This is a genomic window from Candidatus Pelagibacter bacterium nBUS_27 (assembly GCF_051200985.1).
In the GTDB taxonomy this organism is placed as follows: domain Bacteria; phylum Pseudomonadota; class Alphaproteobacteria; order Pelagibacterales; family Pelagibacteraceae; genus Pelagibacter.
In genome coordinates this window covers 232,994-258,608 of record NZ_CP172845.1, presented here as the reverse complement: position 1 = coordinate 258,608, position 25,615 = coordinate 232,994, and the positions used below count along the sequence as shown (strand labels likewise).

At 30.8% G+C, this 25,615-nt stretch carries 27 protein-coding genes and 1 pseudogene; 2 read left to right on the top strand and 26 right to left on the bottom strand.

Annotated features, from left to right (window positions below; genetic code table 11):
• Position 1: 1 nt before the first annotated feature.
• The 13 genes from ACIJYG_RS01365 to ACIJYG_RS01305 form a co-directional block, all read right to left on the bottom strand.
• Positions 2 to 709 carry an ABC transporter ATP-binding protein gene (locus ACIJYG_RS01365; RefSeq protein WP_435097639.1) on the bottom strand — a complete coding sequence of 236 codons (708 nt, stop codon included), beginning with the start codon at positions 707 to 709 and terminating at the stop codon, positions 2 to 4.
• Positions 709 to 1,497, bottom strand: coding sequence for an ABC transporter ATP-binding protein (locus tag ACIJYG_RS01360; RefSeq protein ID WP_435097636.1), 789 nt, complete (start codon positions 1,495 to 1,497; stop codon positions 709 to 711). The genes ACIJYG_RS01365 and ACIJYG_RS01360 overlap by 1 nt, the downstream gene beginning before the upstream one ends.
• 2 nt (positions 1,498 to 1,499) lie before the next feature.
• The gene (locus ACIJYG_RS01355; RefSeq protein ID WP_435097633.1) at positions 1,500 to 2,267 is read right to left on the bottom strand and encodes a pyrroline-5-carboxylate reductase; all 768 of its coding nucleotides are present in this window, start codon (positions 2,265 to 2,267) and stop codon (positions 1,500 to 1,502) included.
• 32 nt (positions 2,268 to 2,299) lie between these two features.
• Positions 2,300 to 3,211 carry a glutarate dioxygenase GlaH gene (glaH, locus tag ACIJYG_RS01350; RefSeq protein ID WP_435097630.1) on the bottom strand — a complete coding sequence of 304 codons (912 nt, stop codon included), beginning with the start codon at positions 3,209 to 3,211 and terminating at the stop codon, positions 2,300 to 2,302.
• On the bottom strand, positions 3,211 to 3,534 hold the full coding sequence (locus ACIJYG_RS01345; RefSeq protein WP_435097627.1) for an AzlD domain-containing protein: 324 nt from the start codon (positions 3,532 to 3,534) through the stop codon (positions 3,211 to 3,213). Before ACIJYG_RS01345 ends, glaH begins: the two co-directional genes overlap by 1 nt.
• Positions 3,524 to 4,228: an AzlC family ABC transporter permease gene (locus ACIJYG_RS01340; protein WP_435097624.1), complete on the bottom strand. Its 705-nt coding sequence runs from the start codon at positions 4,226 to 4,228 to the stop codon at positions 3,524 to 3,526. The genes ACIJYG_RS01345 and ACIJYG_RS01340 overlap by 11 nt, the downstream gene beginning before the upstream one ends.
• Positions 4,228 to 5,013 carry an ABC transporter ATP-binding protein gene (locus ACIJYG_RS01335; RefSeq protein WP_435088666.1) on the bottom strand — a complete coding sequence of 262 codons (786 nt, stop codon included), beginning with the start codon at positions 5,011 to 5,013 and terminating at the stop codon, positions 4,228 to 4,230. Before ACIJYG_RS01335 ends, ACIJYG_RS01340 begins: the two co-directional genes overlap by 1 nt.
• Positions 5,013 to 5,753, bottom strand: coding sequence for an ABC transporter ATP-binding protein (locus ACIJYG_RS01330; RefSeq protein WP_435088665.1), 741 nt, complete (start codon positions 5,751 to 5,753; stop codon positions 5,013 to 5,015). Before ACIJYG_RS01330 ends, ACIJYG_RS01335 begins: the two co-directional genes overlap by 1 nt.
• Positions 5,753 to 6,805 carry a branched-chain amino acid ABC transporter permease gene (locus ACIJYG_RS01325; protein WP_435097621.1) on the bottom strand — a complete coding sequence of 351 codons (1,053 nt, stop codon included), beginning with the start codon at positions 6,803 to 6,805 and terminating at the stop codon, positions 5,753 to 5,755. The genes ACIJYG_RS01330 and ACIJYG_RS01325 overlap by 1 nt, the downstream gene beginning before the upstream one ends.
• Positions 6,805 to 7,758, bottom strand: a complete 954-nt coding sequence (locus tag ACIJYG_RS01320; protein WP_435097618.1) for a hypothetical protein — start codon at positions 7,756 to 7,758, stop codon at positions 6,805 to 6,807. Before ACIJYG_RS01320 ends, ACIJYG_RS01325 begins: the two co-directional genes overlap by 1 nt.
• Positions 7,758 to 8,651 (bottom strand): branched-chain amino acid ABC transporter permease, encoded by an 894-nt coding sequence (locus tag ACIJYG_RS01315; RefSeq protein ID WP_435097615.1) that lies wholly within the window; start codon positions 8,649 to 8,651, stop codon positions 7,758 to 7,760. The genes ACIJYG_RS01320 and ACIJYG_RS01315 overlap by 1 nt, the downstream gene beginning before the upstream one ends.
• A gap of 65 nt (positions 8,652 to 8,716) precedes the next feature.
• On the bottom strand, positions 8,717 to 9,958 hold the full coding sequence (locus ACIJYG_RS01310) for an amino acid ABC transporter substrate-binding protein (protein ID WP_435097612.1): 1,242 nt from the start codon (positions 9,956 to 9,958) through the stop codon (positions 8,717 to 8,719).
• A gap of 85 nt (positions 9,959 to 10,043) precedes the next feature.
• Entirely contained in the window at positions 10,044 to 10,658 is a 615-nt protein-coding gene (locus tag ACIJYG_RS01305) for a LysE family translocator (protein WP_435097609.1), read from the bottom strand.
• Between the two features lie 119 nt (positions 10,659 to 10,777).
• Between ACIJYG_RS01305 and ACIJYG_RS01300 the strand changes: the two genes are divergently transcribed.
• Entirely contained in the window at positions 10,778 to 11,074 is a 297-nt protein-coding gene (locus tag ACIJYG_RS01300; protein WP_435097606.1) for a TIGR03643 family protein, read from the top strand.
• A gap of 3 nt (positions 11,075 to 11,077) precedes the next feature.
• Positions 11,078 to 11,332 (top strand): glutaredoxin 3, encoded by a 255-nt coding sequence (gene grxC / locus ACIJYG_RS01295; protein WP_435097603.1) that lies wholly within the window; start codon positions 11,078 to 11,080, stop codon positions 11,330 to 11,332.
• Between the two features lie 28 nt (positions 11,333 to 11,360).
• Here the strand turns inward: grxC and msrB are convergent, their stop codons facing one another.
• The 13 genes and pseudogenes from msrB to ACIJYG_RS01230 form a co-directional block, all read right to left on the bottom strand.
• Positions 11,361 to 11,732, bottom strand: a complete 372-nt coding sequence (gene msrB, locus ACIJYG_RS01290) for a peptide-methionine (R)-S-oxide reductase MsrB (protein WP_435088659.1) — start codon at positions 11,730 to 11,732, stop codon at positions 11,361 to 11,363.
• Between the two features lie 3 nt (positions 11,733 to 11,735).
• A complete protein-coding gene (locus ACIJYG_RS01285) occupies positions 11,736 to 12,686 on the bottom strand; it encodes a D-2-hydroxyacid dehydrogenase family protein (protein WP_435097600.1) in 951 nt (316 codons plus the stop codon).
• A complete protein-coding gene (locus ACIJYG_RS01280; protein ID WP_435098820.1) occupies positions 12,679 to 13,548 on the bottom strand; it encodes a DMT family transporter in 870 nt (289 codons plus the stop codon). Before ACIJYG_RS01280 ends, ACIJYG_RS01285 begins: the two co-directional genes overlap by 8 nt.
• 27 nt (positions 13,549 to 13,575) lie before the next feature.
• Entirely contained in the window at positions 13,576 to 14,817 is a 1,242-nt protein-coding gene (locus ACIJYG_RS01275; RefSeq protein WP_435088657.1) for an NAD(P)/FAD-dependent oxidoreductase, read from the bottom strand.
• Between the two features lie 69 nt (positions 14,818 to 14,886).
• Positions 14,887 to 16,011, bottom strand: coding sequence for a rod shape-determining protein RodA (gene rodA, locus ACIJYG_RS01270; protein ID WP_435097598.1), 1,125 nt, complete (start codon positions 16,009 to 16,011; stop codon positions 14,887 to 14,889).
• A pseudogene (mrdA, locus tag ACIJYG_RS01265) lies at positions 16,012 to 17,864 on the bottom strand (penicillin-binding protein 2).
• A gap of 43 nt (positions 17,865 to 17,907) precedes the next feature.
• A complete protein-coding gene (locus ACIJYG_RS01260) occupies positions 17,908 to 18,426 on the bottom strand; it encodes a rod shape-determining protein MreD (RefSeq protein ID WP_435097595.1) in 519 nt (172 codons plus the stop codon).
• Positions 18,426 to 19,283 carry a rod shape-determining protein MreC gene (gene mreC, locus ACIJYG_RS01255; protein ID WP_435097592.1) on the bottom strand — a complete coding sequence of 286 codons (858 nt, stop codon included), beginning with the start codon at positions 19,281 to 19,283 and terminating at the stop codon, positions 18,426 to 18,428. Before mreC ends, ACIJYG_RS01260 begins: the two co-directional genes overlap by 1 nt.
• 5 nt (positions 19,284 to 19,288) lie before the next feature.
• Complete coding sequence (locus ACIJYG_RS01250; RefSeq protein ID WP_435097589.1) at positions 19,289 to 20,323, bottom strand: rod shape-determining protein; 1,035 nt, start codon at positions 20,321 to 20,323, stop codon at positions 19,289 to 19,291.
• Position 20,324: 1 nt separating this feature from the next.
• Entirely contained in the window at positions 20,325 to 21,893 is a 1,569-nt protein-coding gene (locus tag ACIJYG_RS01245; protein WP_435097586.1) for a 2-isopropylmalate synthase, read from the bottom strand.
• A 102-nt stretch (positions 21,894 to 21,995) separates the two neighbouring features.
• Complete coding sequence (locus ACIJYG_RS01240) at positions 21,996 to 23,678, bottom strand: dipeptide ABC transporter ATP-binding protein (RefSeq protein WP_435097581.1); 1,683 nt, start codon at positions 23,676 to 23,678, stop codon at positions 21,996 to 21,998.
• A complete protein-coding gene (locus tag ACIJYG_RS01235; protein WP_435088651.1) occupies positions 23,675 to 24,610 on the bottom strand; it encodes an ABC transporter permease in 936 nt (311 codons plus the stop codon). The genes ACIJYG_RS01240 and ACIJYG_RS01235 overlap by 4 nt, the downstream gene beginning before the upstream one ends.
• Positions 24,594 to 25,577 carry an ABC transporter permease gene (locus tag ACIJYG_RS01230; RefSeq protein ID WP_435097578.1) on the bottom strand — a complete coding sequence of 328 codons (984 nt, stop codon included), beginning with the start codon at positions 25,575 to 25,577 and terminating at the stop codon, positions 24,594 to 24,596. Before ACIJYG_RS01230 ends, ACIJYG_RS01235 begins: the two co-directional genes overlap by 17 nt.
• Between the last annotated feature and the right edge of the window lie 38 nt (positions 25,578 to 25,615).

Genomic DNA, 25,615 nt, shown 5'->3' with positions numbered 1-25,615 from the left:
ATTATCCACCTAGAAAAGAGCTTCTTACTCTTGGATCATTTAATAATTCTTGACCAGTTCCTGAATAACGATTTTCTCCAGTTACTAAGACATAGCCTCTGTCTGAAATATTTAAAGCTTGTTTAGCATTTTGCTCTACCATTAATATAGCAACATTAGTTCTTTTAACTTTTACTATATGGTCAAATAACTCATCCATTACAATTGGTGAAACGCCTGCTGTTGGTTCGTCCAACATTAAAACTGTTGGCTTGATCATTAATGCACGACCAAGAGCCACTTGTTGTCTCTGTCCACCAGATAATTCTCCAACTAATTGATTTCTTTTTTCTTTAAGAATAGGAAATAAATTATAAATTTCATCTATAGTATCTTTGATTTCATCATTAACTAAAAAAGCACCCATTTCTAAATTTTCTTCAACAGTCATTCCTGCAAAAACATTTTTAGTTTGAGGCACAAATGAAATTCCTTTTTTTACTCTGTCTTGAGGGGATAATTTTGAAATATCTTTGCCATCTATAATTACTGATCCAGATTTTAAATTAAGCAAACCAAGCATAGCTTTCATGGCTGTTGATTTGCCAGCCCCATTTGGCCCAAGAATTGAAACAATCTCTCCTTGGTTCACATTCACGGTACAAGAATTAATAATATTTGGCCCATTGCCATATCCGCCTGTCATTTCATTTCCTTCAAAATATGCCATTAATTTTGATCCTTAAGTTTTGAGCCTCTACCAAGGTAACTTTCTATTACTTTTTCATCTTTTTTAGCATCTTCAACTGTTCCCTCAAATAAAACTGAACCTTCTGCCATGACTATTACAGGATCACACAATCTACCAATAAAATCCATATCATGTTCAATCATGCAAAATGTATAACCCTTCTCTTTATTAAGCTTTTCAATAGCTGTTCCAAGATCTTTAAGTAAAGTTCTATTAACACCAGCCCCCACCTCATCAAGTAAAACTAATTTGGCATCTACCATCATGGTTCTACCTAGTTCTAACAGTTTTTTTTGACCTCCTGATAAATTTCCAGCAAGTTCGTTTGTTAAATGACCTAAGTTTAAAAAATCTACAACTTCTTTAGCTTTTTCTTTAACTAATGTTTCTTCCTCTTCAACTAGTTTTGGTTTTAATAATGCAGTCATTAATTTTTCTCCAGATTGATTTCCTGGAACCATCATTAAATTTTCTAATACAGATAAATTTGAAAACTCATGAGCAATTTGAAAAGTTCTAAGTAATCCTTTTGAAAATAATTCATATGACGGAACATCTGTAATATTTTCCTGATCAAAAGTAACTGAGCCACTTGATGATTTTAAATTACCTGCAATTAAGTTGAATAATGTGGTTTTACCAGATCCATTTGGGCCAATAATTCCTGTTATTGTTCCTTTCTTAACTTTTAAAGAACAATCAGACACAGCTGCTAAACCCCCAAAGTATTTAGATAGATTACTAATTTCTAAAATATTTTCTGACATTTTTATTTGCTAAGTCTTTTATGAATACTATTCAATGTTTTGTCTAATGACTTGAAAAATCCAGCTTTAGAAAGTTCTTTAACACCTTGTTCATTAAGGCCTTTTGGGGTTTGTGACTCTTTTACTAAATACTTTAAATCTTTTTTTGAATTTACAACTGCATCTTCTGATAATGCTAAGAATAATGATGTTATATATTTTTGAGCATTATTTCTTTTGACTCCTCTTTTAACTAACCAATTAGTCATACTATTTAATAGTTGATAAAAAGGTGCCATCATTCCTGAGGTAGACCAAAAGTTAATAGATGATTTTTCATTTTTAATTTCAACAGTAGTTCCAATTTTATCAAAGAAAGCTTTTACTTTTTTATCAGGAGGACATATCGGCACTGGCCCTTTTTTTAATGATATTGGTGGCAATGGTATGGCTCTTACAATCTTAGCTTTAACTTTTATTGCTTTTTTTAATTGAGACAAAGTAATTGTAGAAATAAAACTTACTATTGTTTGTTTTGATTTAAATTTTAGATCTTTAATTATTTTCTCACCAACAATAGGTGTAACAGCTAAAAATACCCAATCACATTTATCAACTATTTGCTGATTATCTTTAGCGATAATTATTTTTTTAAATTTTTGTTTTAAACTTCTGGCGATCTTTTTATTTCTTGCAGAGATTATAATCTTATTAAATGAAATTTTAGATGTGCAAATACCAATAATTACTGAAGATGATATTTTGCCTGTGCCTATAAATCCTAAATTCATAAATTTGAATACTTTATATTGATTATATTGAATTAATTAATAAAAAAAGAGCCTCTAATTCTTAATAATTCTCTACTTAATTCTTCGTTTTCTTTAAAAGGTTTTCTTCCGTGTAACCAAAAGTAATTGTTAGCAATTATTGAAGATCCGACTGGTAATTTAGTTATAGTTTTATTTTTACTTTCTTCTAAAGCATCTGATAATCTTTGTAAAAAATTACCTTGTTCCATATTCTTAGGCTCTGGAAACTGATCTATATAAGAAATTTTAGGTTTGCCATTTTCATCTGATGAAAAAACTGGATGTTCTACTTTGTAATCTACATTTTTACTTTTAGGTGAGCCCCAAACGAAATTCTGTTTTCCAACAGGATCATTGTATAAATCATCACAATGTTCCCAATCATCGAGGTGTAACATTGCAGTCTCTCCACCTTCTACATTTTGTTCATCAATTTTGGACATTAACAGCCAATCAGTAACCTCTTTAACATAAGTTCCATCTGTGTGTAGATCCATATTTCTGTATGCTTTTCTTAAATACGAGTCACTTTTATCTTCATGCTTCACAACAAATCTCGCATAATACTTACCAGCCATCGAGTCATGATTGGGTACTCCTATTAAGTGTGCAATAGCAGTAGATAGCTTAACTAAAAATTTATCATTAATTTTTGCTGTAATATTTTTAGGACCAATTACAAAGCAACCTGTAGATCTATCTCTAATGATGGAATTCATTAATTTGCTTAACTTATTATTTGTTAAATCATCTAAGCTTTTTGCAATAGTGAATCGCGTAAAGGGTCTAAGTTCTAACGCTGTTAAATCAAATTTATTGAAAGGGAATATTAGTTTTTCAATAATTTCATTTTCAAGATCAATATTAATTATTCTTTTTGAATTAGTATGTTCTGAAATTGTTAAACCAGAAATTTTTTCCATTATAAGTACTCGCTTAATAATGCCATCATGATAGCAGAAATTACAGTCGGATAAACAAAATTTCTTTTAGATATAAAAAAAATAAATAAGCAAAATAATACCACTGTTGCTCTACTTAAATAGCTTGCATCAGATAATACTCCTACAGGAAAAATAATTGTTCTAGCTATCAAGGCTGCTAAAGTTGAATAGGCCAAACAATTAAACCATCTAAATAATTTCGAAGTTTCTTTTATTCCTTCTGATGAAATCACACCTAGCAATCTTGAAGAAAAAGTTGCAAGTGAAGTGACTAAGATTGCAAGAACTACACTAGTTGACATTAAGTTCTCCTACAAAATAAGCAATGGTTCCACCAACAACACCACCAAGTAAAATTGACCATTCTGGAGATAAAAAATAAAATATTGGCCCCAAAAGCAAACCTAATATTACTGACGCACCTATTTGGATAGTTTTCATTGCACCTACCATCATACATAAAAAATAAATTGGATTTAAAATCGCTAAACCCATCATCATATTTTTATCCAAATAATCTGATGCAAAAAATCCAATAAATGTACCTACTACAGCGGTAGTCCATGTTGCACAGCCAATTCCAATCCAAAAGTCTATTCTGTGTTTTTTTTCAATGTCTTTATAATTACTTTTCATTATTAGCCATGCTGACACTGCAATGAAATGACATGAGAAGTAATACTTCCACTTTGGTTGACTTTTGTGCATCATTAATGGAAATAAAGAAACAGCCATTGGATATAATCGAGCATTAACAAACCAAACAGCTAGAAAAATATTTAATAACGAAGCACCAACTAATAATGACTCAGCCATAACTAGTGATCCAGGTAAAGCATAAGTCAACATGGTTGAAAAAATACTTTCCTGAATATTAAACCCTAAATTTTTAAGTAAAGCTCCAATTGCTATGAAGCAGCAACCAAGTGCAAGTGCTGGACTGTCAGGTTTTATAATAGATTTAAAGCCTCTAAAGAAAAAATCTTTATTAATCATTAGCCTCCAAGGAATAATCTACCGACATCAGGATTATTTAACAAGTCATCCCCTTTGCCAGCAATAGCAGTTTGCCCTGATACTAAAACGTATCCAATGTCAGCAAACTCTAATCCCTTTTTAGCATTTTGTTCCACTAATATGATTGTTTTTTTTTCTGTTATCTGCAGGTCTCTTAAAATTTCAAAAACCATATCAATATATCTTGGCTCCAGTCCAATTGAAGGCTCATCAACTAATAAAACAGATGGTTTCATTACGAGTGCTCTTGAAATTTCCAGTAATCTTCTTTCACCACCAGATAAAACTTTTGCTGGTTGGTTTCTTCTGTTTCTTAATCGTTCATATTTTTCAAAAATTCTTTCTGCTTCTTGATAAGATTCATCTGTATTTTCTTTTATATAACCACCCATCAATAAATTCTCTTCCACTGTCATGTCTGGAAAAACAGAATTGTCTTGCAAGATATAGGCAATACCACATGACTTTAATTTTTCTGCTGGAGTTAAGTTTGTAATTTCTTTTCCATCAATTTCTATTTGTCCTGAAAAAATATTTGTAAAACCATAAATTGAATGAAGGATTGTAGATTTTCCCGCACCATTTGGTCCAATCAAACATAAAGATTGAGCTTTACTAACTCGTAAATCAAAATCATGAAGAATTTCCATTTTTCCATAACCAGCAGATAGCTTATTAATCGTTACATGATTATTATCAGGAGATAATTTTTGTAACTCCTCTACACCTGGTGCTTTTCCTAATACATCATATTGATTAGACATTATTGGGCCCCCAAGTAAGCATCTAACACACGCTTATCATTTCTAATCTCTTCAGGTGTTCCATCAGCTAACATTTGACCATGGGCTAAACAGAAAACTTTTTGAGCTAAATTCATAATCACTTTCATATTGTGTTCAATAACCAATAAAGTAATTCCATATTCTTTATTTACTTTAATCAAACGATCAATAATTCCATTTATTAATGTTGGATTAATTCCTGCTGTTGGCTCATCTAATAAAAGCATTTTAGGCTCATTCATTAATGCCATAGCAAGTTCCAATAATTTTTGCTGACCAAAAGAAAGGTCTCCTGCTCTAAGCTTTCTTTTTTGGTGAAGACCAACAAATTTCAATAAAGTTTCAGCTTTATCAGTTAAATCAGATGGTATTTTTTGAAATACAGTAAGAATTCCATCATTTTCAGGCTTATGGCTAATTAACATATTTTCAATACAGTTTAATTTTCCATAGATTCTTGTTTGTTGAAAAGTTCTTAACAATCCTAATTTTGCAACAACTGGTACAGGTAATTCAGAAACTTCTGTTCCATCAAATTTTATTGAACCCTTGTCAATTGGATAGGTTCCAACAATAGAATTAAATAGTGTTGTTTTTCCTGATCCATTTGGTCCAATTAATCCAACAATTGATCCTTGTTCAACAGACATTGAAATGTCAACGTTAGCTTTTACTCCACCAAAAGATTTACTAACTCCTGTTACATCCAATATAGACATTATTTTAATTCTACCTGCGCCTTTCGATCTGCTTCATCAATTGTTTCACCAAATTTTTCTGGGTATTTTTCTCTTAACCATCCCATTATTCCCTCAGGAAAGTAAACAACGATTACTACAATTAAAACTCCTAAAGCAACATACTGCCAACCCAAAAAGTATGTCCAAAAACCTTCTTTAAATAAATGAAAAACAGTTGCGCCAACAAGTGGTCCCCATAAAGTTCCTTTTCCACCAAGTATTGCCATTAATACCATGAACACTCCAAAAGTTGGTCCAGCAAATGCTATTTCTGTCGGCTCAATATAACCATTGATATGACCCATTAGTCCACCAGCTATTCCAACAAAAAATGCTGAGACCATCCAACCAATAATTTTATATCTCATTGTATGAATTCCCATTGCTTCTGCTTTGTCTTCATTATCTCTTATTGCATTTAGAACTAATCCAAACCTTGTGCTGTATGCCCACTTTAAAGTAATAAAAGTTACAACCACTAAAGCAAAACTTAAGTAATATAAAAATTGTGATGAAGACTCGTTAGAACCAAATCCTTTTGGCCAAACAGGAACAGTCATACCTTGACCAGCTCCAATGATTTCTATTCCCCCAGCTATTTCTCCAGCAGCAATTCCTAATGCTAACGTGCAAATAGCAAAATAGTGACCTCTTAAACCTAAAATTCCATAACCTATAACTCCAGCTATAATCATTGGGATTATTCCTGATAAAATTATACCCACACCAAAACCTTGGAAGAATTGTGGGATGGTATGAACAAAAGTTTTTTCACCTCCAGCATCTGTCCACTCCGCTAATGAGAAAAACATTGCTATTTGAGTGCTTGATGCAACATACATTCCAATACCAAAAAATAATATGTTTCCAAATGTGTTGTATCCCATTTGGCCACCTTGAACATCCCATGTCATGGCTAATACGATTAGAATATAAAGAAATGATAACTGAAGTTTATAAGCTGGGAATAAAAATGCTCCAACTAAGCCAAAGATTATTAAGCCAGCGTATAATAAGGTGTTTTTATTCATTAATTCATTTCTCCAAAGAAACCAAACTTTTTGCCAGATTTTGAAAATTTTCCAGTCCAATCTCTCCAATTACAAGTTGGTCCAATTCTATTTTTATACCACTTGTTAGATTTTTTAGCTTTCTGCATTATCTTAACCAACTTAGGGTGCGTGTATTTTCCAAGATTTCTTTCACACATTATTTCATAAGGATTGTAAGGTTCTTTTGATGTTGGGGTTAAATAAACACTATCTTTTAACTGAGGGCATCCTTCAATATTATGAGTATATAAATTTTTATTTAACTTAGTTCCAACGCTAAGCATATGATTATCACCACCGCTGGAATGATTTGAATAATGAATTTTTTTCATGCCCTTCATACATCTAATTCCCATTAACTGAGTGTGCAAAAGTTCGTGAAGATTGATAATTATAAAAGCTTCTTCATGCTTCATTACATCTCCAGATCTATTATTACTTTGAACAAATATTCCACCTATTCCAACACCAGCATCTCCACCATGATCCCCCTTATTAACATCTGTCCATAAAAAATATGTTTTTTTCTTATTGTTAAATCCACCAACCTGCTGGAAGTAATGACCCATTTGAGTATTAACACTTTTATCTTTTAAATCTTTCCAATTTTTACTGGTTCTAATAAATGTAATATCTAGTTTTCCATCTTTTCTATAATCATATCTATACTTTTTACCTATACCTCCAGAACCTTTATTTGCTTTTGTAGCTTCAAACATTACATTGTTTGCTTTTTCTAAAATATTTTCCATACTGCCATTTATATCTAGCTCCCTGTCTTTACCATCAGATGGTATTAGGTATATAAAGTGAATTTGATGTTCATCTGTTACATCTGGCTGGTCCTCAAAAAACCTTCCTGATTTTTTATCAGCAGCAAATAAAGTTGATGTAAATAAAACTGTTATTAATATTAAGATGATCTTTTTCATTATTTCAAATACTCTCTTTTTCTTGATAATTTAAATCTTCTATAAACCAGTATGATTACTAATAACGAAAATACTGCTGCTATTCTAAATTCTGTTCCAAGCAGGTAATCTGCCCACTCTTCAAATACTCCTAGTCCCATTCCAGATATTGCTACTGCTGGTAAATTTCCTAAACCAGCAATAATTACAATCATAAAAGATCTGACGGTGTAAGGCAAACCTGTATAAGGATGAAGTGTAAATGTGATTGCAATACAAGCACCTGCTATTCCACATAACGCTGCATTAATTCCAAAAGTTGCTGCATAAACTTTTTCAGTATCAACACCTAAAATCTTTGCTGCTCTTGCATTTTGAGCTGTTGCTCTAATTGCGCGACCTAATTTTGATTTTCTCATATAAACAACAAGAATAATTGCTGATATTACACAAACTGCTCCTGAAAATATCTTAGCATTAGGAATTGTAACCATATTATCAAACAACATAGTTGTTCCAAAATTTGATTGAGCAACCACAACGTCTGCACCAAATGCAAAGTTCATTAGTTGTTGTGCTAGAATACTTATTCCAAATGTTGCAAGTATTGATGTAAATAAATCTTTATCTACAACTTTATTAATAACAAGTTTGTACATTCCCCAACCAACGCAATACATAATAATTGGTGACACAATTATTCCAAAGGCTGGGTGTATTCCAGAAAGATACATAAAGTAAGCAATGTATCCACCCATGATTACTAATTCCCCTTGAGCAATGTTAATTATATTCATTACTCCCCATTGCAATGCCATTCCATAAGCAATTAATGCAAACAAAATACCTAATAGTATTCCGTCCATTGACGCTTGAACCATTAACATCGGTGCTTGGAAAATTAGAAAATCCATAAATTCTTAAAGTGTTTTAATTAAAAATGCCCCCTATTACTAGGGAGCATTTTGCATATTAGATATTATCTTTTAGACCAAGATGGAATTGGGTGTACTAACTCAGCAGATGCCCATTTTGTAGGAGCAACAACTTTGTTTTCACATTTACTTCCATCATCGTTACATGATACTTGGAAAAGTACCATTGGCTTAGATACGTTTTGACCACCTTCAGCAAATTTTATGTTTCCATAAAAAGTTTGCATATCAGTTGCAGCTAAAGCATCTCTTACTTTTTTAGTATCAAAAGAATTTGCTCTTTCGAACGCATCTTTGAAAACTAATAAAGCAGCTGATGATTCAGCGGCCTGGTAAGGAGGCTCATATCCAAACTTAGCGTTAAAATCTCCAGCATATTTCATACCACCACCAAAGAACTTGTCTTTGTATGATAGAGATTTATGCCATTGAGAAGCACAAAGCGCATACTCAGAAGCTTTACCATGTTGTTTAGATAATTTAGCAGCATCACAGTGAGTCATTGCTAACATTGGTACGTCAACTTTCATTTCTGAGATTTGTCTAACCGCTGTTAAAGCACCTTTAGTGTGACCTGAAACCACAAGAACATCTGGTTTAACTGCTTTTACTTTAGATAAAGTAGCAGCCATATCATTTAACTCTTTTGGTAACTTGTCATCAATAATGATTTTTGACTTTGTTCTTTTTGCAGCATCTACGATACCTAATCTCACGTCTTGTGAGAAAGCATCTTGTTCAAACGCCATTGCAATCTTAACTGGCTTACCGCCATTTTTTTCAACTGCAAGGTCAATTGCTACATCAAGATATAAGTTTGCTGGTGCAAGCACTGCAAATAAATATTTATAACCTTTAGTAAACAACGATCTAGATGCACCGTTAGCTTCTACCATAGGTATTCCATATTTTTCAGTTACAGGTGCCATAGCTTTAGTTAAGCCTGAGCTGTATGGACCAAGCATGAACTGAACACCATCTTGTTTAATTAATCTTTCTGCAAGTTGAGCTGCTCTACCAGAGTTTGACTCATCATCGTAATAAATGATTTCAAACTTGTAAGATTTTCCACCAACTGTAACTCCACCCATGCTATTAATTCTCTCAACAGCTAAATTGTAACCGTTTTGAGTATGAACACCATTTGATGAATATTTTCCAGTTAATGAAACAGCTGCACCTAAAACAATTTTATCTCCAACAACCTTCGCGAAAGATACTGTTGAAGCTGAAATTAAAAGTGCAATTGCAGAAACTAATGTAATAATTATATTTCTGATTTTCATTTTATTTCCTTTATTTAATTTAAATTAAAAACTTATTAAAACCCCTAATTAGATAACAAACAAGCAGGTAATGACTGGTTGCGACTTAATACTTTTGCATAAATACAATAATTATGGCGATAATAACTAAAACGCACGCTGAAATTGTATTTATAACTTTAGGATTAGCTTTTATCCAAACAATTAATTTTCTAGCAAGCACAGCGTAAGCCATTAAAGATAAAAAATCTAAAACAATATAAGTTGAGATTAAAATAAAGAATTGAACAACATAATTTCCATTAAAGTCAATAAATTGTGGAAATATTAATGGAAAGAACATCCATGCCTTTGGACTTGTTCCTGCAACTAAAAAACCATCTCTAAAAAAAGAAAATAAACTTTTTGCTGAAATGTTATCTGAACTTACATCTTTAGGTTTTGATTTATAAAGATCATAAGCAAGATATAAAATATAAGTTACTCCAACCCATTTAAAAATATTTAAAAAATTTGGATTATCTGAAAAAAAAGAGCCTATTACAAAAATAACTAAAGTAGCTTGTATAAAATTTGCCGTAATATCTCCCAGTGCAGTCCAAATACATTTTTGAACTCCATAATTCATTGAGTATGAAATGATTACAATTCGAGGGGTACCAGGTGTAATAAATAAAAACAGGATTATTTGTAAAAATAGGAAATAATTTAAGGGGTACATTTTAAGGAAGATAGTCCAAAAAAACCGGGAGCTAAAGATGGCTAAGATGGACTATCAAATTTATAATATCATGCTCTAAAAAAAATGCATTAATCATTTTTTTCAAATATAAAGGATTTATGAAAAAAAAAGGTCACACCCCCATCACAAGAGTTAAAAATCCCGAGCCAGAAGTGAATGACCCGGATTGGATCATTTGGGCCGCCTGGGCAGATCGGATTACTTTTGAGGAAATAGAGAAAAAGACTGGTAAGACAGAATCTGAGGTTATTAAGATTATGCGAAGATCTGTAAAACCTACCTCATTCAGATTATGGAGAAAAAGAGTTAATCAAAAAAGTATAAAACATAGAAAAAAATTTGAATATTCTAGAAAAGAAATTACTAGTAAAATTAAAAAGAATGATTATTTATAAACTATGAAAAATGTAACAATCTATACAGGACCACTTTGTAATTACTGTGAAGCTGCTAAGAAATTATTAACTAGAAATAACGTAGAATATAAAGAAATTAATATTGCATCAGTTGATGGTGCCATGAACGAGATGATTAGAAAAGCTAATGGTAAAAGAACTATTCCTCAAATTTTCTTTGATGATCAACATATGGGTGGCTACGATGATGTTAGAACTTTAGAAAAAGAGAACAAGCTACAAGATCTTTTAAAATAAAAAATAATTTTATTTAAATAAAATTGGGTTATTTTGGCTTAAAAACTAAACAAACACCGTTGTTACAGTATCTTTTTCCAGTTGGCTCTGGTCCGTCTTCAAATATATGTCCATGATGTCCACCACATTTTTTACAGTGGTATTCAGTTCTAGCATAACCTAAATGATGATCAGTTTTAGTTTCAAATACATCAGGTAATGACTGATAAAATGAAGGCCAACCAGATCCACTTTCATATTTTGTGTTTGAGTCAAATAACTTTTCTCCACAATTAGCACAATGAAAACTTCCTTCTCTTTTCTCATGATTAAGTTCACTTGTGCCTGCCAGTTCAGTTCCCTCTTCAAATAAAACTAATTGTTGTTCTGCAGTAAGATTAGGATTAATTTTTTTTGTCATTATTTATTCTATAACTCTTAAAGGTTTCCCTTCAACACAAGCTTCAAGATCTTCAATCATCTGAGTATAAAAAATGCTATAATTTTCTGCGGTAACATAACCAATGTGAGGTGTTAACAATGCATTTGGCAAAAATCTTAATTTATTTCCTTCTGGCAAAGGTTCTTTTTCATAAACATCTAATCCTGCACCAAGAATAACATTGGTTGATAAAGCAATTATTAAATCATCTTCGTTTACAATTGAACCTCTAGAAGTATTAATTAAAAAAGCTGTTTTTTTCATTTGATCAAATTCTTTAATTGTTATGCAATCTTTATAACGCTCTCCACCTTGAACATGAATTGAGATATAATCTGATGTTTTAATTAAATCTTCCTTAGTACATGGAAGTACATCTAATTCTTTACATTTGTCTAAATCTAAATTTTCACTCCAAGCCATTACTTGCATTCCAAAAGCCTTTGCGATTTTAGCAACCTGTGAACCCACTCTTCCAAGGCCAATTAAACCAATAATTTTTCCTTTAAGTTCAAAGCCTATCGTTGTTTGCCAGTAGCCTTGGTACATATTATCAATTTCAGTTTTAAGATTTTTTGATAACCCCAATATTAAAGCCCAAGTTAATTCACATGTGGGATTAAAGTTAATCTCTGTACCACAAACTATAATTTTTCTTTTTTTAGCAGCCTCTAAATCAATCGCTTTATTTCTTGAGCCACTTGTGATGATATATTTAAGATCATTTAGATTATCGATTATATTTTTTGTTATTGGTGTTCGCTCACGCATAATTAGCAGTGCTTCAAAATCAGCTAGTTGCTCGATGGCATCAGCCTCATCCAAAAAAGGTTCGCTAAAAATTTTAAACTCATATTTTCCAGATAATTTTTTTAAATCCACAAATTCTTGTGAAACATCTTGATAGTCATCTAATATTGCAACTTTAAGCATTTTGAACTTTCTTATTTGATAAAAATAAACCTAATATAATTAAAATTGATCCAATTAAATGAAAAAATTTAAATTGTTCATTAAAAAAAATTATTGCCATTATTGTACTAAAAAAAGGGATTAATGATAAAAAAATACCCGCTCTATTAGCTCCTATGATTGAAACTGCTCCTGCCCAACAATAATAAGAACCTATACTTGGGAATAATGCCAGATATATCAAAGTGTAGTAAAGATTGGAGTTATAACTAACTCTTAGTCCTTGAGAATACTCATAAAGAAATTGTGGAAATATAAATATTAAACCAAAAGTACATAAAACATGAACCAGACTTAAAAGCGGTAAAGTAAATTTTTTATTTTTTAAAAAAGCAGAATACAAACCCCAGGTAATGACTCCACCAATCATTATAAGATCTCCTTTATTAAAATTTAAAGTTAACAAAACGTTTAAATCAAGTTTTGTAATTATCGATAAAATTCCAAATACAGATAATATCAATCCAAGTATTTGAAATTTGTTAGTTTTTTCAATTTTAAATAAAAAACATAAAAAAATTATAGCTGCAGGAATAGCTGTATTAAAAAGAGAAGCATTAATTACTTGGGTATGAACTAAGGATAAATACGTAAAAGTATTAAATAATCCAACACTTGTAAAAGCTAAAAAAAATAACAAAGGCAAATTATTTATAATTATAACTTTATTTTTAATTATTTCTTTGTAGGTAAAAGGTAAAAGAATTAACCAAACAAGAGACCATCTAAAGAATACAAGTGACATTGGTGGAATGTTTTCAAAAGATGCAAATTTTCCTACCATGAAATTGCCTGCCCAAAATAGTGTGGCGCACACTAGCATTATGTACGCTCTTACATTTTGCATAAATTAACTAAATCTTAATGAACTATAAGGATCTAAATTTAAATTTGTATTTTCGTTTGCGATCATTCCAGAAACAATCTTTCCAGAAATCGGCCCTAATGTCCAACCTAAATGATGGTGCCCAAAACAATAAAAAACATTTTTATGATTTTTTGATGGACCCATAACTGGAAGGAAATCTGGTAATGAAGGTCTAAATCCCAACCATTCATCTTCATGTTCGGGTAAATCTCCAAGCATATATTTGGCATTATCAATTAAGTTTTTAACTCTTGATTTTGATATCGGATTATCTAATCCACCAAATTCAACGGTTCCGACTACTCTTAAACCCTGTTCCATTGGAGTAATCCCAAAACCTCTATTTGAAAAAATAACTGGTCTACTTAATAAATGATCACAGCCTTTAAAGTGAACATGATAACCTCTTTCAGTATCTAGAGGTATTCTTTCACCTAAATTATCTGTTAACTTTTTAGAAAAAGCACCACAAGCAATTATCACTTTATCAAAAATAAAACTTTGATTTTCAGTTTTAAAAACTGGTTTTTCTTCATCAAAATTAATATCTTTAATATTTACCTTATTAAATTTTCCACCTTTCTTTAAGAATAAATCAAAAAGTTTTAAAAGGATCTTTCTTGGATTTCTTGCATGTCTTGCATACGGATAATAAACACCTGCATGATAAAAAGGTTTAATGTGTGGTTCAAGATCATGAATTTCAGATTTGTTAACTAATTGTTGCTCAACACCTAGCTCGTCTCTTATCTTAATTTCTAATTCTCTGCTTTTAAGATCTTGATCATTCCAAATATATAGAATTCCTTTATTTTCAACTAAACCCTCTAAATCAATTTCATCAAAAAGCTCATCATAAGCAGGTAATGCTAAATCTAAAATTTGATGCATATTTTTAGCAGTGTGCATCATATTTTTTGTTGTAGAATTCATTATGAATTTTAAAAACCATGGAATCATCTTTGGTACATAATTCCATTTCAAAGCTAAAGGTCCTGATGAACTTAATAACATTGAAGGTACATCTGCTAGAACATCTGGGCGATTTAAAGGAACTGAAGCATAAGGTGAAAAATGTCCTGCGTTTCCATAAGAGGCGGCTTGAGTACCAGGATTGTCTCTGTCAAAAATAGTTACGTTAAAACCTTTTTTTTGTAGAAACAAAGCATTTGATACACCTTGTATTCCTGCGCCTACGATTCCGACTTTAATATTTTTATTCACAAATGCTTTTTATAATCAAATTTTAATATTTGGTAGTGACAAATTATACTTTATTTATATTGGAATTTTTTAAGCTATAGTTTGTTGGCTATGAACTTTAGCACTCATTACGATGCCAAAACCAATCATTGTTGCAAGCATTGAAGATCCTCCATATGACATTATTGGTAGTGGTGAGCCAACTATAGGCAGCAGCCCTAGCACCATTGATAAATTGACAGTAATATAAATAAAAATAGCAAATGCAAAACCAAAACAAAAAAGTCTTGCAAAACTATTTTTTGAGATGGAACCTATTTGGATTATTCTCAGAATAATAATTGTGTATAGCAATAAAAGTCCTAATGAACCTATGAAACCAAACTCCTCTGAAAATAAAGTAAAAATAAAGTCTGTGTGTTTTTCTGGAAGAAATTCTAAATAACTTTGAGTCCCTTGCAGAAAACCTTTTCCTGAAAATCCCCCAGAACCTATCGCAATTTTAGATTGGATAATTTGATAACCAGCTCCCAATGGATCTCGATCAGGATCTAGAAAAGTTAAAATTCTTAGTTTTTGATAAGGCTCTAAATAAGTAATTATGAATGGTAATGAAATTAAAAAAGCTACAAATGACACAACAAAGTACTTTATTTTTACACCACCCAACCATATTACGATTAGCCCACTAGTTACTATTAATATAGATGTTCCTAAATCAGGCTGAGATAACACAAACATTATTGGTATTACAATTATAGCCAGTGAAACAGAGATACTAGTGAATGAATTTACTTTTTCAATGCTCACACGATGATAATATTTTGCAAGGCATAAAATAATACCTATTTTCATTAATTCTGATGGTTGTAAAACTAAAAAATATAAATTAATCCATCTTTGTGATCCTGATACTTTTACTCCATATAGAGAAACCCAAATAAGTAATAAAATGATTGCTCCATATAAAAAATAAGAACATAGATGCCAAAACTTAATATTAAAAAAAGAAATCACTAACATCAAAATAAAAAAAACTATTAATTTTATTAAATGACTTTTTGTATGGTAAAGAAATTCACCCCCATCAGTAGAATACATTATAAAAACACTTAATGCTGATAAGATAATTATACAAAACAATAAAATAAAATCTAAATTTTTAATTTTTTGAAAAAAATTTTGATCTGAATTTAATCGTTTATACTGGTACATTTAAATATTAAACTCTTTATAGTCTGGTAGTTTTTTTCTAAATTCGTGACGATCAACTATTAATTTAAATAATTCTTTTGCTATTGGTGCTGCAGCTGAACTACCTGAGCCACCATGCTCTACAATAATACTAACTGCATATCTTGGATTTTTATATGGACCAAAAGCAACATATAAAGCGTGATCTCTCTCTTCATATGGTATTTGAAAAGTTTTAAGATCAAGCTCTCGCTCTCTTTTACTTATTGACTTAACCTGAGCAGTTCCAGTTTTACCTGCAAATTGATATTTTGGATCCTCTATTCGCGACTTGTATGAAGTTCCTCTTAATTCATTGGTTGAACTAAACATTGCCTCTTGAATAATCTTAATATTTTTTTGATCATCATATAATGGATCATAAGAGTTATTCAGTTTACTATCCTGCATAGCCTTTTTAACTTGTTCAGATGTTAGTTGATTATCGTCAGTTAAAATTTTAGGCTTAATTTTATAACCACCATTGGCAATTTGAGCTGTCATTAAGCAAAGTTGAATAGGAGTTGTTTGAGTATATCCTTGACCAATACCAGTGATTAAAGTTTCACCTAATACCCAACCTTTACCAAGGTTATTTATTTTCCATTTTGTATCAGGGAACTGACCTGTTTTTTCATTTTCAAAATATTCTCCTAGAACTTTTTTTCCTAAACCAAATTTATCAGCAGTAATTTTTAATCTATCTACACCAAGTTTTCTTGCTACTTCATAAAAATAGGTATCACATGATTGTTTCATAGCATTTTTTAAGGAAACATAACCATGCCCTCTTTCTTTCCAACAGTGAAAAGTTTGGCCGTGTAATTCCATTTTACCTTTACAGTTAACCTTAAATTTAGTGTCGATTATTCCATTTTCTAAAGCTGATAAAGCAACAATTGGTTTGATAGTTGAGCCTGGTGAATAAAGTCCTGAAATAGTTTTGTTAGTTAATGGCTTTAATGGGTTGTTTCTAATCAATTGCCACTCATCTTGACTTATGCCAAATAAAAAAGAATTTGGGTTGTATGAGGGAGATGAATACATCGCAATTACTTCACCTGTATAAATATCCATCACACTTATTGAGCCAGCTTTACCAGCTAATAATTTAGCAGATAATTTTTGCACTTCTGTATCGATTGTAATTCTTATTTTTGAGCCTGGTTTGCCTTTTTGATGCTCAAGATGATTTATTCTTTTACCATAAGCGTTAACTTCATATCTTTGTATACCATTCACACCAATCAAATCATTTTCTAAAGTTTTTTCTAATCCTAATTTTCCAATCTTTATTCCTGGAACAAATTTTTCTTGAATCACTTTATTTGCTAAAATATCATCTTCATCAGGTTGACTTACATAACCCAATACATGGGTATAAATATCGTCAAACGGATAATCTCTTGAAATAGTCATGACAGGTTTTACCCCTACCAATTCATACAGGTAATTGTTAATTTTTGAAAATTCGTCCCAACTTAAATTTTCTGAAATAATTAAACTTTCCCATGGCTTCAATTGTTTTCTTTTTTTTTTATTTTTTCAATTTTTTTTGAACTTAAATTTAAAATTACTTTTAATCTTGAAAGAAGATAATTAAAATTTTCAACCTGTTCAGGAATAATGTGCAATTGATATACTTTTAAATTTCCAGCAATTATATTTCCAAAATAATCAATTATATTTCCTCGTGTAGGAGGCAGTTTCCACTCTCTAATTCTATTTTTGTCAGATAGTGTTAAATACTTTTTGTTATCATTAATTTGCAATGAAAATAAACGAGCAATTAATCCGCTAAAAATAATCAACTTAGCTGTACCAATTATAAACATTCGTCGATTTATAATATCTGATTTTCTTATACCAAAATTTCTTTTAATCATTTTTCTGAATTGTGATTTTTTTTTCTAAAATATTAAATAAAAATAAAAAGATTGGATAAAAAATAAAAGTGAAACCTGAATTTATCATATACCTTAAATAGTTAACTTCAATTGAGAATATAAAATCTAAAGTTATAATTTGGATAGAGTTAACTAATGAAATGGTAAATAACAATGATATCCAATCATTTATAAATTTTGGTGTAATAGTAATATTTCTCAAATATGCTGTTACCGCACAGATTAACAGATAACAAAAACTGCTAATACCTACAGGTAAACCAACTACTACATCATTAACTAAACCTGCTAGGAATATTGACCCATAATTTAAATATCTTGGATTTTTCAATGTCCAATAAAATATTAAAATATGAGCTATGTTTAATGAAAAATATTTTACTTCTAAGTAATTAAAATCAATTTCATTTAATACAGATAAAAATAAAAAAAATACAGGAAGATAAAATAATAATGATTTTGTGAGATTATATTTATTAAGTGACGACATTAATTACCGCTCCCGATGTCATAAGAAACGATTTTTACATAATCTAATTGTCTAAAATCAGAAAAAAAATTTACCTTATTTTCTTTATTTATATTATCAGTGAATATTTTGCCTACTGGCAAGCCTGATTTAAATAAACCACCATATCCAGAAGTATAAACAATCATTTCTTTGCCATCTATTTTCTGATTATATTCATCTTTAGTGTATTCAATGACACCATGATTTTTTCCTGTTCCAGAGACCACAGCATGAATATCTATTGGTTCTAATAAAACTGGAATTTTACTATTTAAATCAGATAAGAGTAACGCTCTAGAATTGGTGTAATTTACTTCAATTATTTTACCCACTAAATAGATACCATCTACAATTGCCATACCAATTTTGACATTATCTTTTGAACCTTTGTTTAAAATAATTGATTTTAAATAAGGACTGTCTTTGTCGACTAAAACCTTCGCGTACACATCTTCTGACTGTACTGTTTCATTAATTAGTTCTCTTAATTTATTATTTTCTAAAACTAAAAAATCGTTAGATAGTTTTTTTTCCTTTAATTTTTTTAATTCAATTTCATTTTTTTTATACTGATTATAAAAATTAAAATGTTCCTCTATTTTAATTCTAACATCTTTAAAATAATTTTCTGGAGAAGAGGCAATAAAAGATGAGCGATAAACAACTTCATTAATACCTATTTTTATATATTGAATAGCTTTAAAATTTAAACTTCCTAATATTATTATAACAAAGGATAAAAATATATAAGTTAGTAATGAAAATTTTTGCTGATAACTTTTTTTTAAAAAAGCAGATCTAATTGCAATTACAAAATCATCTCTGCTTGAAGCCATAGATCTTAATATTCAGATAACATAGTGGAAAATGTTTCTTCTTGATCTAACGCTTTTCCAGTACCAACTGCAACACAAGATAATGGATCGTCCGCAACATGGACTGGTAAACCTGTTTCTTTTGCAAACCTTTTATCAATATTTTTCAATAATGCTCCACCACCTGTTAATGTTAATCCCATATCAACTAAGTCAGCAGATAATTCTGGAGGTGTATTTTCCAAGGCTTGTTTAATGGCATTAATCATTTCTTTCATTATGTCATTTAATGCTTCTGCAGTATCTTCTTCTGTAATATTTACTTCTTTTGGTGTACCAGATCTAAGATCTCTACCTTTAACTGGGTATGTATTTTTACCTGATGCTAATGCGGTACCCATTTCTTTTTTAATTTTTTCAGCGGTGCCATCTCCAATTAAAAGATTGTATTCTTTTCGCATGTAATTAACAATTGCAGTATCCATAGCGTCACCAGCGACTCTTAAAGATTTAGAGTAAACCAACCCACCTAAAGACATAACAGCTATCTCACTTGTTCCACCACCTATATCTACAACCATAGAACCTGTTGCCTCAGAAATTGGAAGTCCAGCACCAATAGCAGCAGCGATAGGTTCTTCAATTAATTGAACTCTTCTGGCACCTGCAGCAAGTGCACTATCTTGAATTGCTTTTCTTTCAACCGGTGTTGAGCCTGTTGGAACACAAATTAAAATTCTTGGATTTGCAAATGTACTTCCCTTATGAACTTTTTTAATAAAATGTTTTATCATTTCTTCAGTAACGATAAAATCAGCAATTACACCGTCTCTTAAAGGTCTGATTGCACTTATATTTCCAGGTGTTCTTCCAAGCATTGTTTTTGCTTCATCACCAACTGCCAATACATTTTTTTTTCCATTTTGATCGACTATCGCAACAACAGAGGGTTCATTTAAAACTACCCCTTGACCTTTTAAAACAACTAATGTGTTAGCAGTTCCAAGATCAATTGCCATATCTTGACTCCAAATTTTTTTAACTCTATCGAATAGTCCCATTTTATATACCTCTCACTTTTTCATTTTCTTGCTCCATTGGAGCTGTTTTATTTCGTTTAATAATCATTTTATTTAATGCGCTTAAATATGCGTTGGCAGATGCAACTAATGTGTCTGTATCTGCTGCTTGCCCAACTGTTGTTTTTCCTTTTTCTTCAATTCTAACACTTACTGTTGCTTGAGCATCCGTTCCCTCTGTTACTGCATGAACTTGATACAATTGTAATTTTACATCATGAGGGTACAAAACTTTTATACATTTAAATATTGCATCAACTGGACCATCACCCGTTTCCGAGGTTTTTTTAACTTCACCATAAACATCCAAAGTCATTTCAGCTCTTTGAGGTTCACCTGTTCCTGCAAAAACTTTCAAAGATTTTAAATTAATTGCATTTATCTGGTTATCAGTAATAAGACTATCATCGACCAATGCCATTATATCATCGTCATAAACATGTTTCTTTTTATCTGCTAAAACTTTGAATTTTCCAAAAGCAGTTTGAATCACATCATCAGTTACATCAGCATAACCAAGATCATTAAGTTTTTCTTTAAAAGCATGTCTTCCAGAATGCTTGCCCATCACTAAAGATGTTTTTTTAACACCTACACTTTCTGGTGTCATAATTTCATAAGTTTCTCTATTCTTTAGCATTCCATCTTGGTGAATACCCGCCTCATGAGCAAATGCATTTTTTCCAACAATCGCTTTGTTAAATTGAACTGGGAAGGTTGCATTCGAAACTATTTTTGAAGCTTTGCTTAATAATTCAGTTTTAATTCCAGTTGAGTATGGCATCAGATCATTTCTTGTTCTAATGGCCATAACTATTTCTTCAAGAGCTGCATTGCCCGCTCTCTCACCGATTCCATTTATTGTACATTCTACTTGTCTAGCCCCTGCCTCAACACCAGCCAAAGAATTTGCTACTGCTAATCCTAGATCATTGTGACAATGAACAGATAGAATTGCTTTATCAATATTTGGAACTTTATTTTTTAATGTTGAAATAATTTTTGTAAACTCTGATGGAATTGTATAACCAACTGTATCTGGAATATTAATTGTTTTAGCACCACTGCTTATTGCAAGCTCAACTATTTTACACATAAAATCCATATCAGTTCTTGTGCCATCTTCACATGACCATTCAACATCATCAGTTAAATTTCTTGCATAGGTCACACTTTCTTTAATGGCTTCCAAAACTTGTTCTGGAGTTTTATTCAACTTATGTTTCATATGTAATGGACTTGTTGAAATAAAAGTATGAATTCTGAATCTTGGAGCTGCTTTTAACGCTTCATGGCACGCATCAATATCTTTTTTACTAGCTCTTGATAATCCACAAGGAATTGAATTTTTTACAATTTTACTTATTGCTTTTACAGCTTCAAAATCACCTGGCGATGCTATTGGAAAGCCAGCTTCAATAATATCAATGCCAAGCTCATCAAAAATTCTAGAAATTTGAATTTTCTCCTCTAAACTCATAGACGCACCTGGTGATTGTTCACCATCACGCATAGTAGTATCAAATATAAATACTTTATCTTTGTCGCTCATAACAAAATTATTTTTGAAAATGTATAATACAATCTATAAGAGAGAATGCAAAATAATAACTTAAATTACTCTTAATATTAGCTCATTTTAGGCCACCTAAAACTAATTATAAATAGACTCAATTTTAGGCATTAAGTGTAAAAGTTTTTTTGTGTAATCGTGTTTGGGCTTCAAAAAAAGTTCCTCTGTTTTAGCTACCTCACACAATTTACCGTCTTTTAATACTCCAATTCTATCACACATTTGTCTAACCACTGGTAAATCATGGCTAATAAATAAAATGGTTAAATTTAATTGTTCTTGAAGATCTTTTAATAAGTTTAAAATTTGTGCTTGAATACTAACATCTAAAGCAGAGGTTGGCTCATCACACACAAGGAGTCTCGGTTGGGTGGCTAATGCTCTTGCAATAGAAATTCTTTGTCTTTGACCTCCAGAAAATTCATGTGGATAACGATCTGCAGATTTCTGCGAAAGCTCTACAGACTCTAATAAATCATAAATATAATTATTTAAATCAGTACTTGATATCAAGGGATTGTGAAGTTTAATTGGTTCTGAGATTATATCCTTAACCTTCAACCTTCCATTTAAAGAAGAATATGGATCTTGAAAAATCATTTGAATTTGTTTTCTAAATTTCATCATTTCTGATCTAGTCTTAATTTTTGTAATACAAACATTATCAAAAAAAATATCTCCAGCAGATGGTTTAAATAAATTTACAATCATTTTAGCAATTGTAGATTTTCCACTTCCACTTTCACCAACTAAACCAAAGGACTCGCCTTCTTTAATTTCAAATGAAACATTATCTACAGCCATTACTGAATTTTTAGAACTTTCTGTAAAAAAGTTATCATCAAAACTTTTACTAAGATTCTTAATTTTAACTAAATCTTGTTCTATAATTTCTTTTTTATTCCATCTGTTTAAAATTTTAATATTGCTATATTGGTTACTTTTGTTTTCTTTTTCAATTATAACAAATCTTGAAATTTTTTTATTGGTTGGGGGTACTGAACTAATTAAACTTTTTGTATATGTTTCTTTTGGTTTTGTTAAAATTTCTTTTGTTTCACCAATTTCGACTAAATTCCCATTTTTCATCACAGCTACCCTATCTACTGTCTCAGCAATTACACCCATGTCGTGTGTAATTAAAATTACTGCAAGATTTCTTTCTTTTGTTAATCTTTTAATTAAATCAAGAATTTGGGATTGAATTGAAACATCTAAAGCTGTAGTGGGTTCATCTGCAATTAAAAGTTCTGGCTCACAACATAATGCAAGTGAAATAACTACTCTTTGTCTCATTCCTCCTGAAAACTGATGGGGATAATTATTAAATCTTGTATCCGCATCCTTAATTCCAACTTCTTTCAATAAATTGATTGATTTAATTTTTGCTTCTTCTTTTGTTAAATCAAGATGTGTTTGGATCGTTTCTATTAATTGTTCACCAATTGTTAATATTGGATTTAAAGAGGTTTGAGGATCTTGAAATATAAGTCCAATTTTTTTACCTCTATATTTTACAATATTTTTTGGATCTTCATGAATATTTAAATCACCTAACATTACTGACCCGCTTGACACTTTGCCAGGTGCATCAATCAAATTAATAATTGCATTTCCGACAGTACTTTTGCCTGATCCAGACTCTCCGACTAATCCAAGTATTTCTCCTTTATTAACCTCAATATTTACATCTTTGGCGGCATAAACCGTTTCCTTTCTCATTGGATAATCTACGCTCAAATTCTTTATCTTTAAGAAACTCATTTTTTTAACCTTGGGTTTAAAGTGTCTCTCATCCAATCACCTAAAAGATTAATTGAGAAAGCTAAAATTACTAAAAATATTGCTGGAAAAAAAGTAATCCACCATTCACCAGAAAATAAAAAATCATTTCCTAATCTTATTAGTGTTCCTAAAGATGGAGTTGTTGGAGGAACGCCCACACCTAAAAAACTTAAAGTTGACTCAGCTATGATTGCAAGTGCAAGACCAATAGTTCCTATAACTAATACTGGTCTTAAAATATTTGGTAAAATATGTTTAAACATAATAATTAAATTTGAAACTCCAATTATAGTTGAAGCTGAAACATAATCTTTGTTTTTTTCTACCAAAGTTGCTGCTCTTGAAACTCTTGCAAACTGAGGCCATTCTGAAATTCCAATTGCAAAGATTAAAACATAAATTGCCATCTCATCATGCATCTCTCTTGTAATTAATCCCCTTGCAATTCCATCAACTAAAAGTGCCATTAAAATACTTGGCACCGTAAGTTGAACATCCGTTAATCTCATTACTACCATTTCATATTTGCCGCCAAAATATCCTGCTGTTAATCCTAGCCCAACACCAAGTATCAAACTAAATATGATTGCTGAAAAACCAACAATTAAAGAAATTCTAGATCCATAAAGAATTGTTGATAACATATCTCTACCCTGGCCGTCAGTTCCTAAAATAAATTTCGCAAGACCATCCTCAGTCCAAGATGGTGGAGTAAAAGCTTCCATCAGTGATAGAGATGAAGGATCAAATGGATTATAAGGGGTAATAAATTCTACAAAAAAAGAACAAAAGAAAATTATAAACAAAATTACTGATGATATAATTGCAGTGGGAGACTTTATAAAACTATGATAAATATCACTATCTTTAATTCTTTCCCAAGTACTTATAGTCTTATCCACTTGAAACATCTCCTTTAACTCTAATTCTTGGATCTATAAAATAGTATAGAATATCTACAATAAAATTTATCATTACAAAAACAAAAGCAATAAATACTAAATAGGCAGACATAATTGGAATATCAACAAATTGAACTGCTTGAATAAATAAAAATCCCATCCCTGGCCATTGAAAAACTGTTTCAGTAATAATAGAAAATGCAATTAGTGTTCCAATATTAATTCCAGCAATAGTAATTACTGGGATCAATCCATTTTTTAATGCGTGTTTATATTTTATACTATTTTCACTAATCCCACGCGCGCGCGCGAACTTAATGTAATCTGTTTGTAAAATTTCCATCATCTCAGCTCTTACTAGTCTGATTATATAAGTCATTTGAAATAAACTTAGTGTAACTGACGGGAGTATAATTGCCTTTAATCCTGAGAATGTTAAAAATCCTGTACTCCAAAATCCAAGGTCTACTACCTCACCTCGACCAAAGGATGGTAAAATTCCTAAAATTACTGCAAATAAATATATAAATAATATTCCAATTACAAATGTGGGAAGTGAAACTCCAAGCAAAGAGACTGCTAGAATAGTGTCACTTAAAAAACCCTCTCTATTGATACCTGTATAAACTCCTAATAATGTTCCAGTTATTAGAGCAATTAAAGCTGAAATTACTACCAGCTCAATTGTTGCAGGTAACCTTTCAACAATTAACTCAGATACTGGTCTTCTTAATTGATAAGAAATTCCAAATTCTCCTTTAGATGCGTTTACAACAAATCTTGAAAATTGAACAGGAATTGGGTCCATTAAACCTAGTGTTTCTCTTAATTCAGCTCTCTCTTCATCTGAGGTTTCTTCACCAACCATATTGTTTATTGGGTCACCAACAAAATTAAATAAAGAGAACGATACAAGGGCAACAACTAGCATAACCAAAGCTGATTGAAACAACCGTTTAAAAAAATATTTTATCAATTTGAGAAGATCTTTAAGTTACAAGCCCTCTATGCAAA

What these genes read in the sequence shown, in the direction of transcription:
- ACIJYG_RS01235 (WP_435088651.1), bottom strand. Translation starts at nt 24,610, where the DNA reads ATGTTTCAAGTGGATAAGACTATAAGTACTTGGGAAAGAATTAAAGAT.
- ACIJYG_RS01365 (WP_435097639.1), bottom strand. Translation starts at nt 709, where the DNA reads ATGGCATATTTTGAAGGAAATGAAATGACAGGCGGATATGGCAATGGG.
- ACIJYG_RS01355 (WP_435097633.1), bottom strand. Translation starts at nt 2,267, where the DNA reads ATGAATTTAGGATTTATAGGCACAGGCAAAATATCATCTTCAGTAATT.
- ACIJYG_RS01280 (WP_435098820.1), bottom strand. Translation starts at nt 13,548, where the DNA reads ATGCTAGTGTGCGCCACACTATTTTGGGCAGGCAATTTCATGGTAGGA.
- ACIJYG_RS01320 (WP_435097618.1), bottom strand. Translation starts at nt 7,758, where the DNA reads ATGAAAAAGATCATCTTAATATTAATAACAGTTTTATTTACATCAACT.
- ACIJYG_RS01240 (WP_435097581.1), bottom strand. Translation starts at nt 23,678, where the DNA reads ATGAGTTTCTTAAAGATAAAGAATTTGAGCGTAGATTATCCAATGAGA.
- rodA (WP_435097598.1), bottom strand. Translation starts at nt 16,011, where the DNA reads ATGTACCAGTATAAACGATTAAATTCAGATCAAAATTTTTTTCAAAAA.
- ACIJYG_RS01330 (WP_435088665.1), bottom strand. Translation starts at nt 5,753, where the DNA reads ATGTCTATATTGGATGTAACAGGAGTTAGTAAATCTTTTGGTGGAGTA.
- ACIJYG_RS01300 (WP_435097606.1), top strand. Translation starts at nt 10,778, where the DNA reads ATGAAAAAAAAAGGTCACACCCCCATCACAAGAGTTAAAAATCCCGAG.
- mreC (WP_435097592.1), bottom strand. Translation starts at nt 19,283, where the DNA reads ATGGCTTCAAGCAGAGATGATTTTGTAATTGCAATTAGATCTGCTTTT.
- ACIJYG_RS01310 (WP_435097612.1), bottom strand. Translation starts at nt 9,958, where the DNA reads ATGAAAATCAGAAATATAATTATTACATTAGTTTCTGCAATTGCACTT.
- grxC (WP_435097603.1), top strand. Translation starts at nt 11,078, where the DNA reads ATGAAAAATGTAACAATCTATACAGGACCACTTTGTAATTACTGTGAA.
- ACIJYG_RS01340 (WP_435097624.1), bottom strand. Translation starts at nt 4,228, where the DNA reads ATGATTAATAAAGATTTTTTCTTTAGAGGCTTTAAATCTATTATAAAA.
- ACIJYG_RS01245 (WP_435097586.1), bottom strand. Translation starts at nt 21,893, where the DNA reads ATGAGCGACAAAGATAAAGTATTTATATTTGATACTACTATGCGTGAT.
- ACIJYG_RS01260 (WP_435097595.1), bottom strand. Translation starts at nt 18,426, where the DNA reads ATGTCGTCACTTAATAAATATAATCTCACAAAATCATTATTATTTTAT.
- ACIJYG_RS01285 (WP_435097600.1), bottom strand. Translation starts at nt 12,686, where the DNA reads ATGCTTAAAGTTGCAATATTAGATGACTATCAAGATGTTTCACAAGAA.
- glaH (WP_435097630.1), bottom strand. Translation starts at nt 3,211, where the DNA reads ATGGAAAAAATTTCTGGTTTAACAATTTCAGAACATACTAATTCAAAA.
- ACIJYG_RS01305 (WP_435097609.1), bottom strand. Translation starts at nt 10,658, where the DNA reads ATGTACCCCTTAAATTATTTCCTATTTTTACAAATAATCCTGTTTTTA.
- ACIJYG_RS01250 (WP_435097589.1), bottom strand. Translation starts at nt 20,323, where the DNA reads ATGGGACTATTCGATAGAGTTAAAAAAATTTGGAGTCAAGATATGGCA.
- ACIJYG_RS01345 (WP_435097627.1), bottom strand. Translation starts at nt 3,534, where the DNA reads ATGTCAACTAGTGTAGTTCTTGCAATCTTAGTCACTTCACTTGCAACT.
- ACIJYG_RS01325 (WP_435097621.1), bottom strand. Translation starts at nt 6,805, where the DNA reads ATGAATAAAAACACCTTATTATACGCTGGCTTAATAATCTTTGGCTTA.
- ACIJYG_RS01335 (WP_435088666.1), bottom strand. Translation starts at nt 5,013, where the DNA reads ATGTCTAATCAATATGATGTATTAGGAAAAGCACCAGGTGTAGAGGAG.
- ACIJYG_RS01315 (WP_435097615.1), bottom strand. Translation starts at nt 8,651, where the DNA reads ATGGATTTTCTAATTTTCCAAGCACCGATGTTAATGGTTCAAGCGTCA.
- msrB (WP_435088659.1), bottom strand. Translation starts at nt 11,732, where the DNA reads ATGACAAAAAAAATTAATCCTAATCTTACTGCAGAACAACAATTAGTT.
- ACIJYG_RS01360 (WP_435097636.1), bottom strand. Translation starts at nt 1,497, where the DNA reads ATGTCAGAAAATATTTTAGAAATTAGTAATCTATCTAAATACTTTGGG.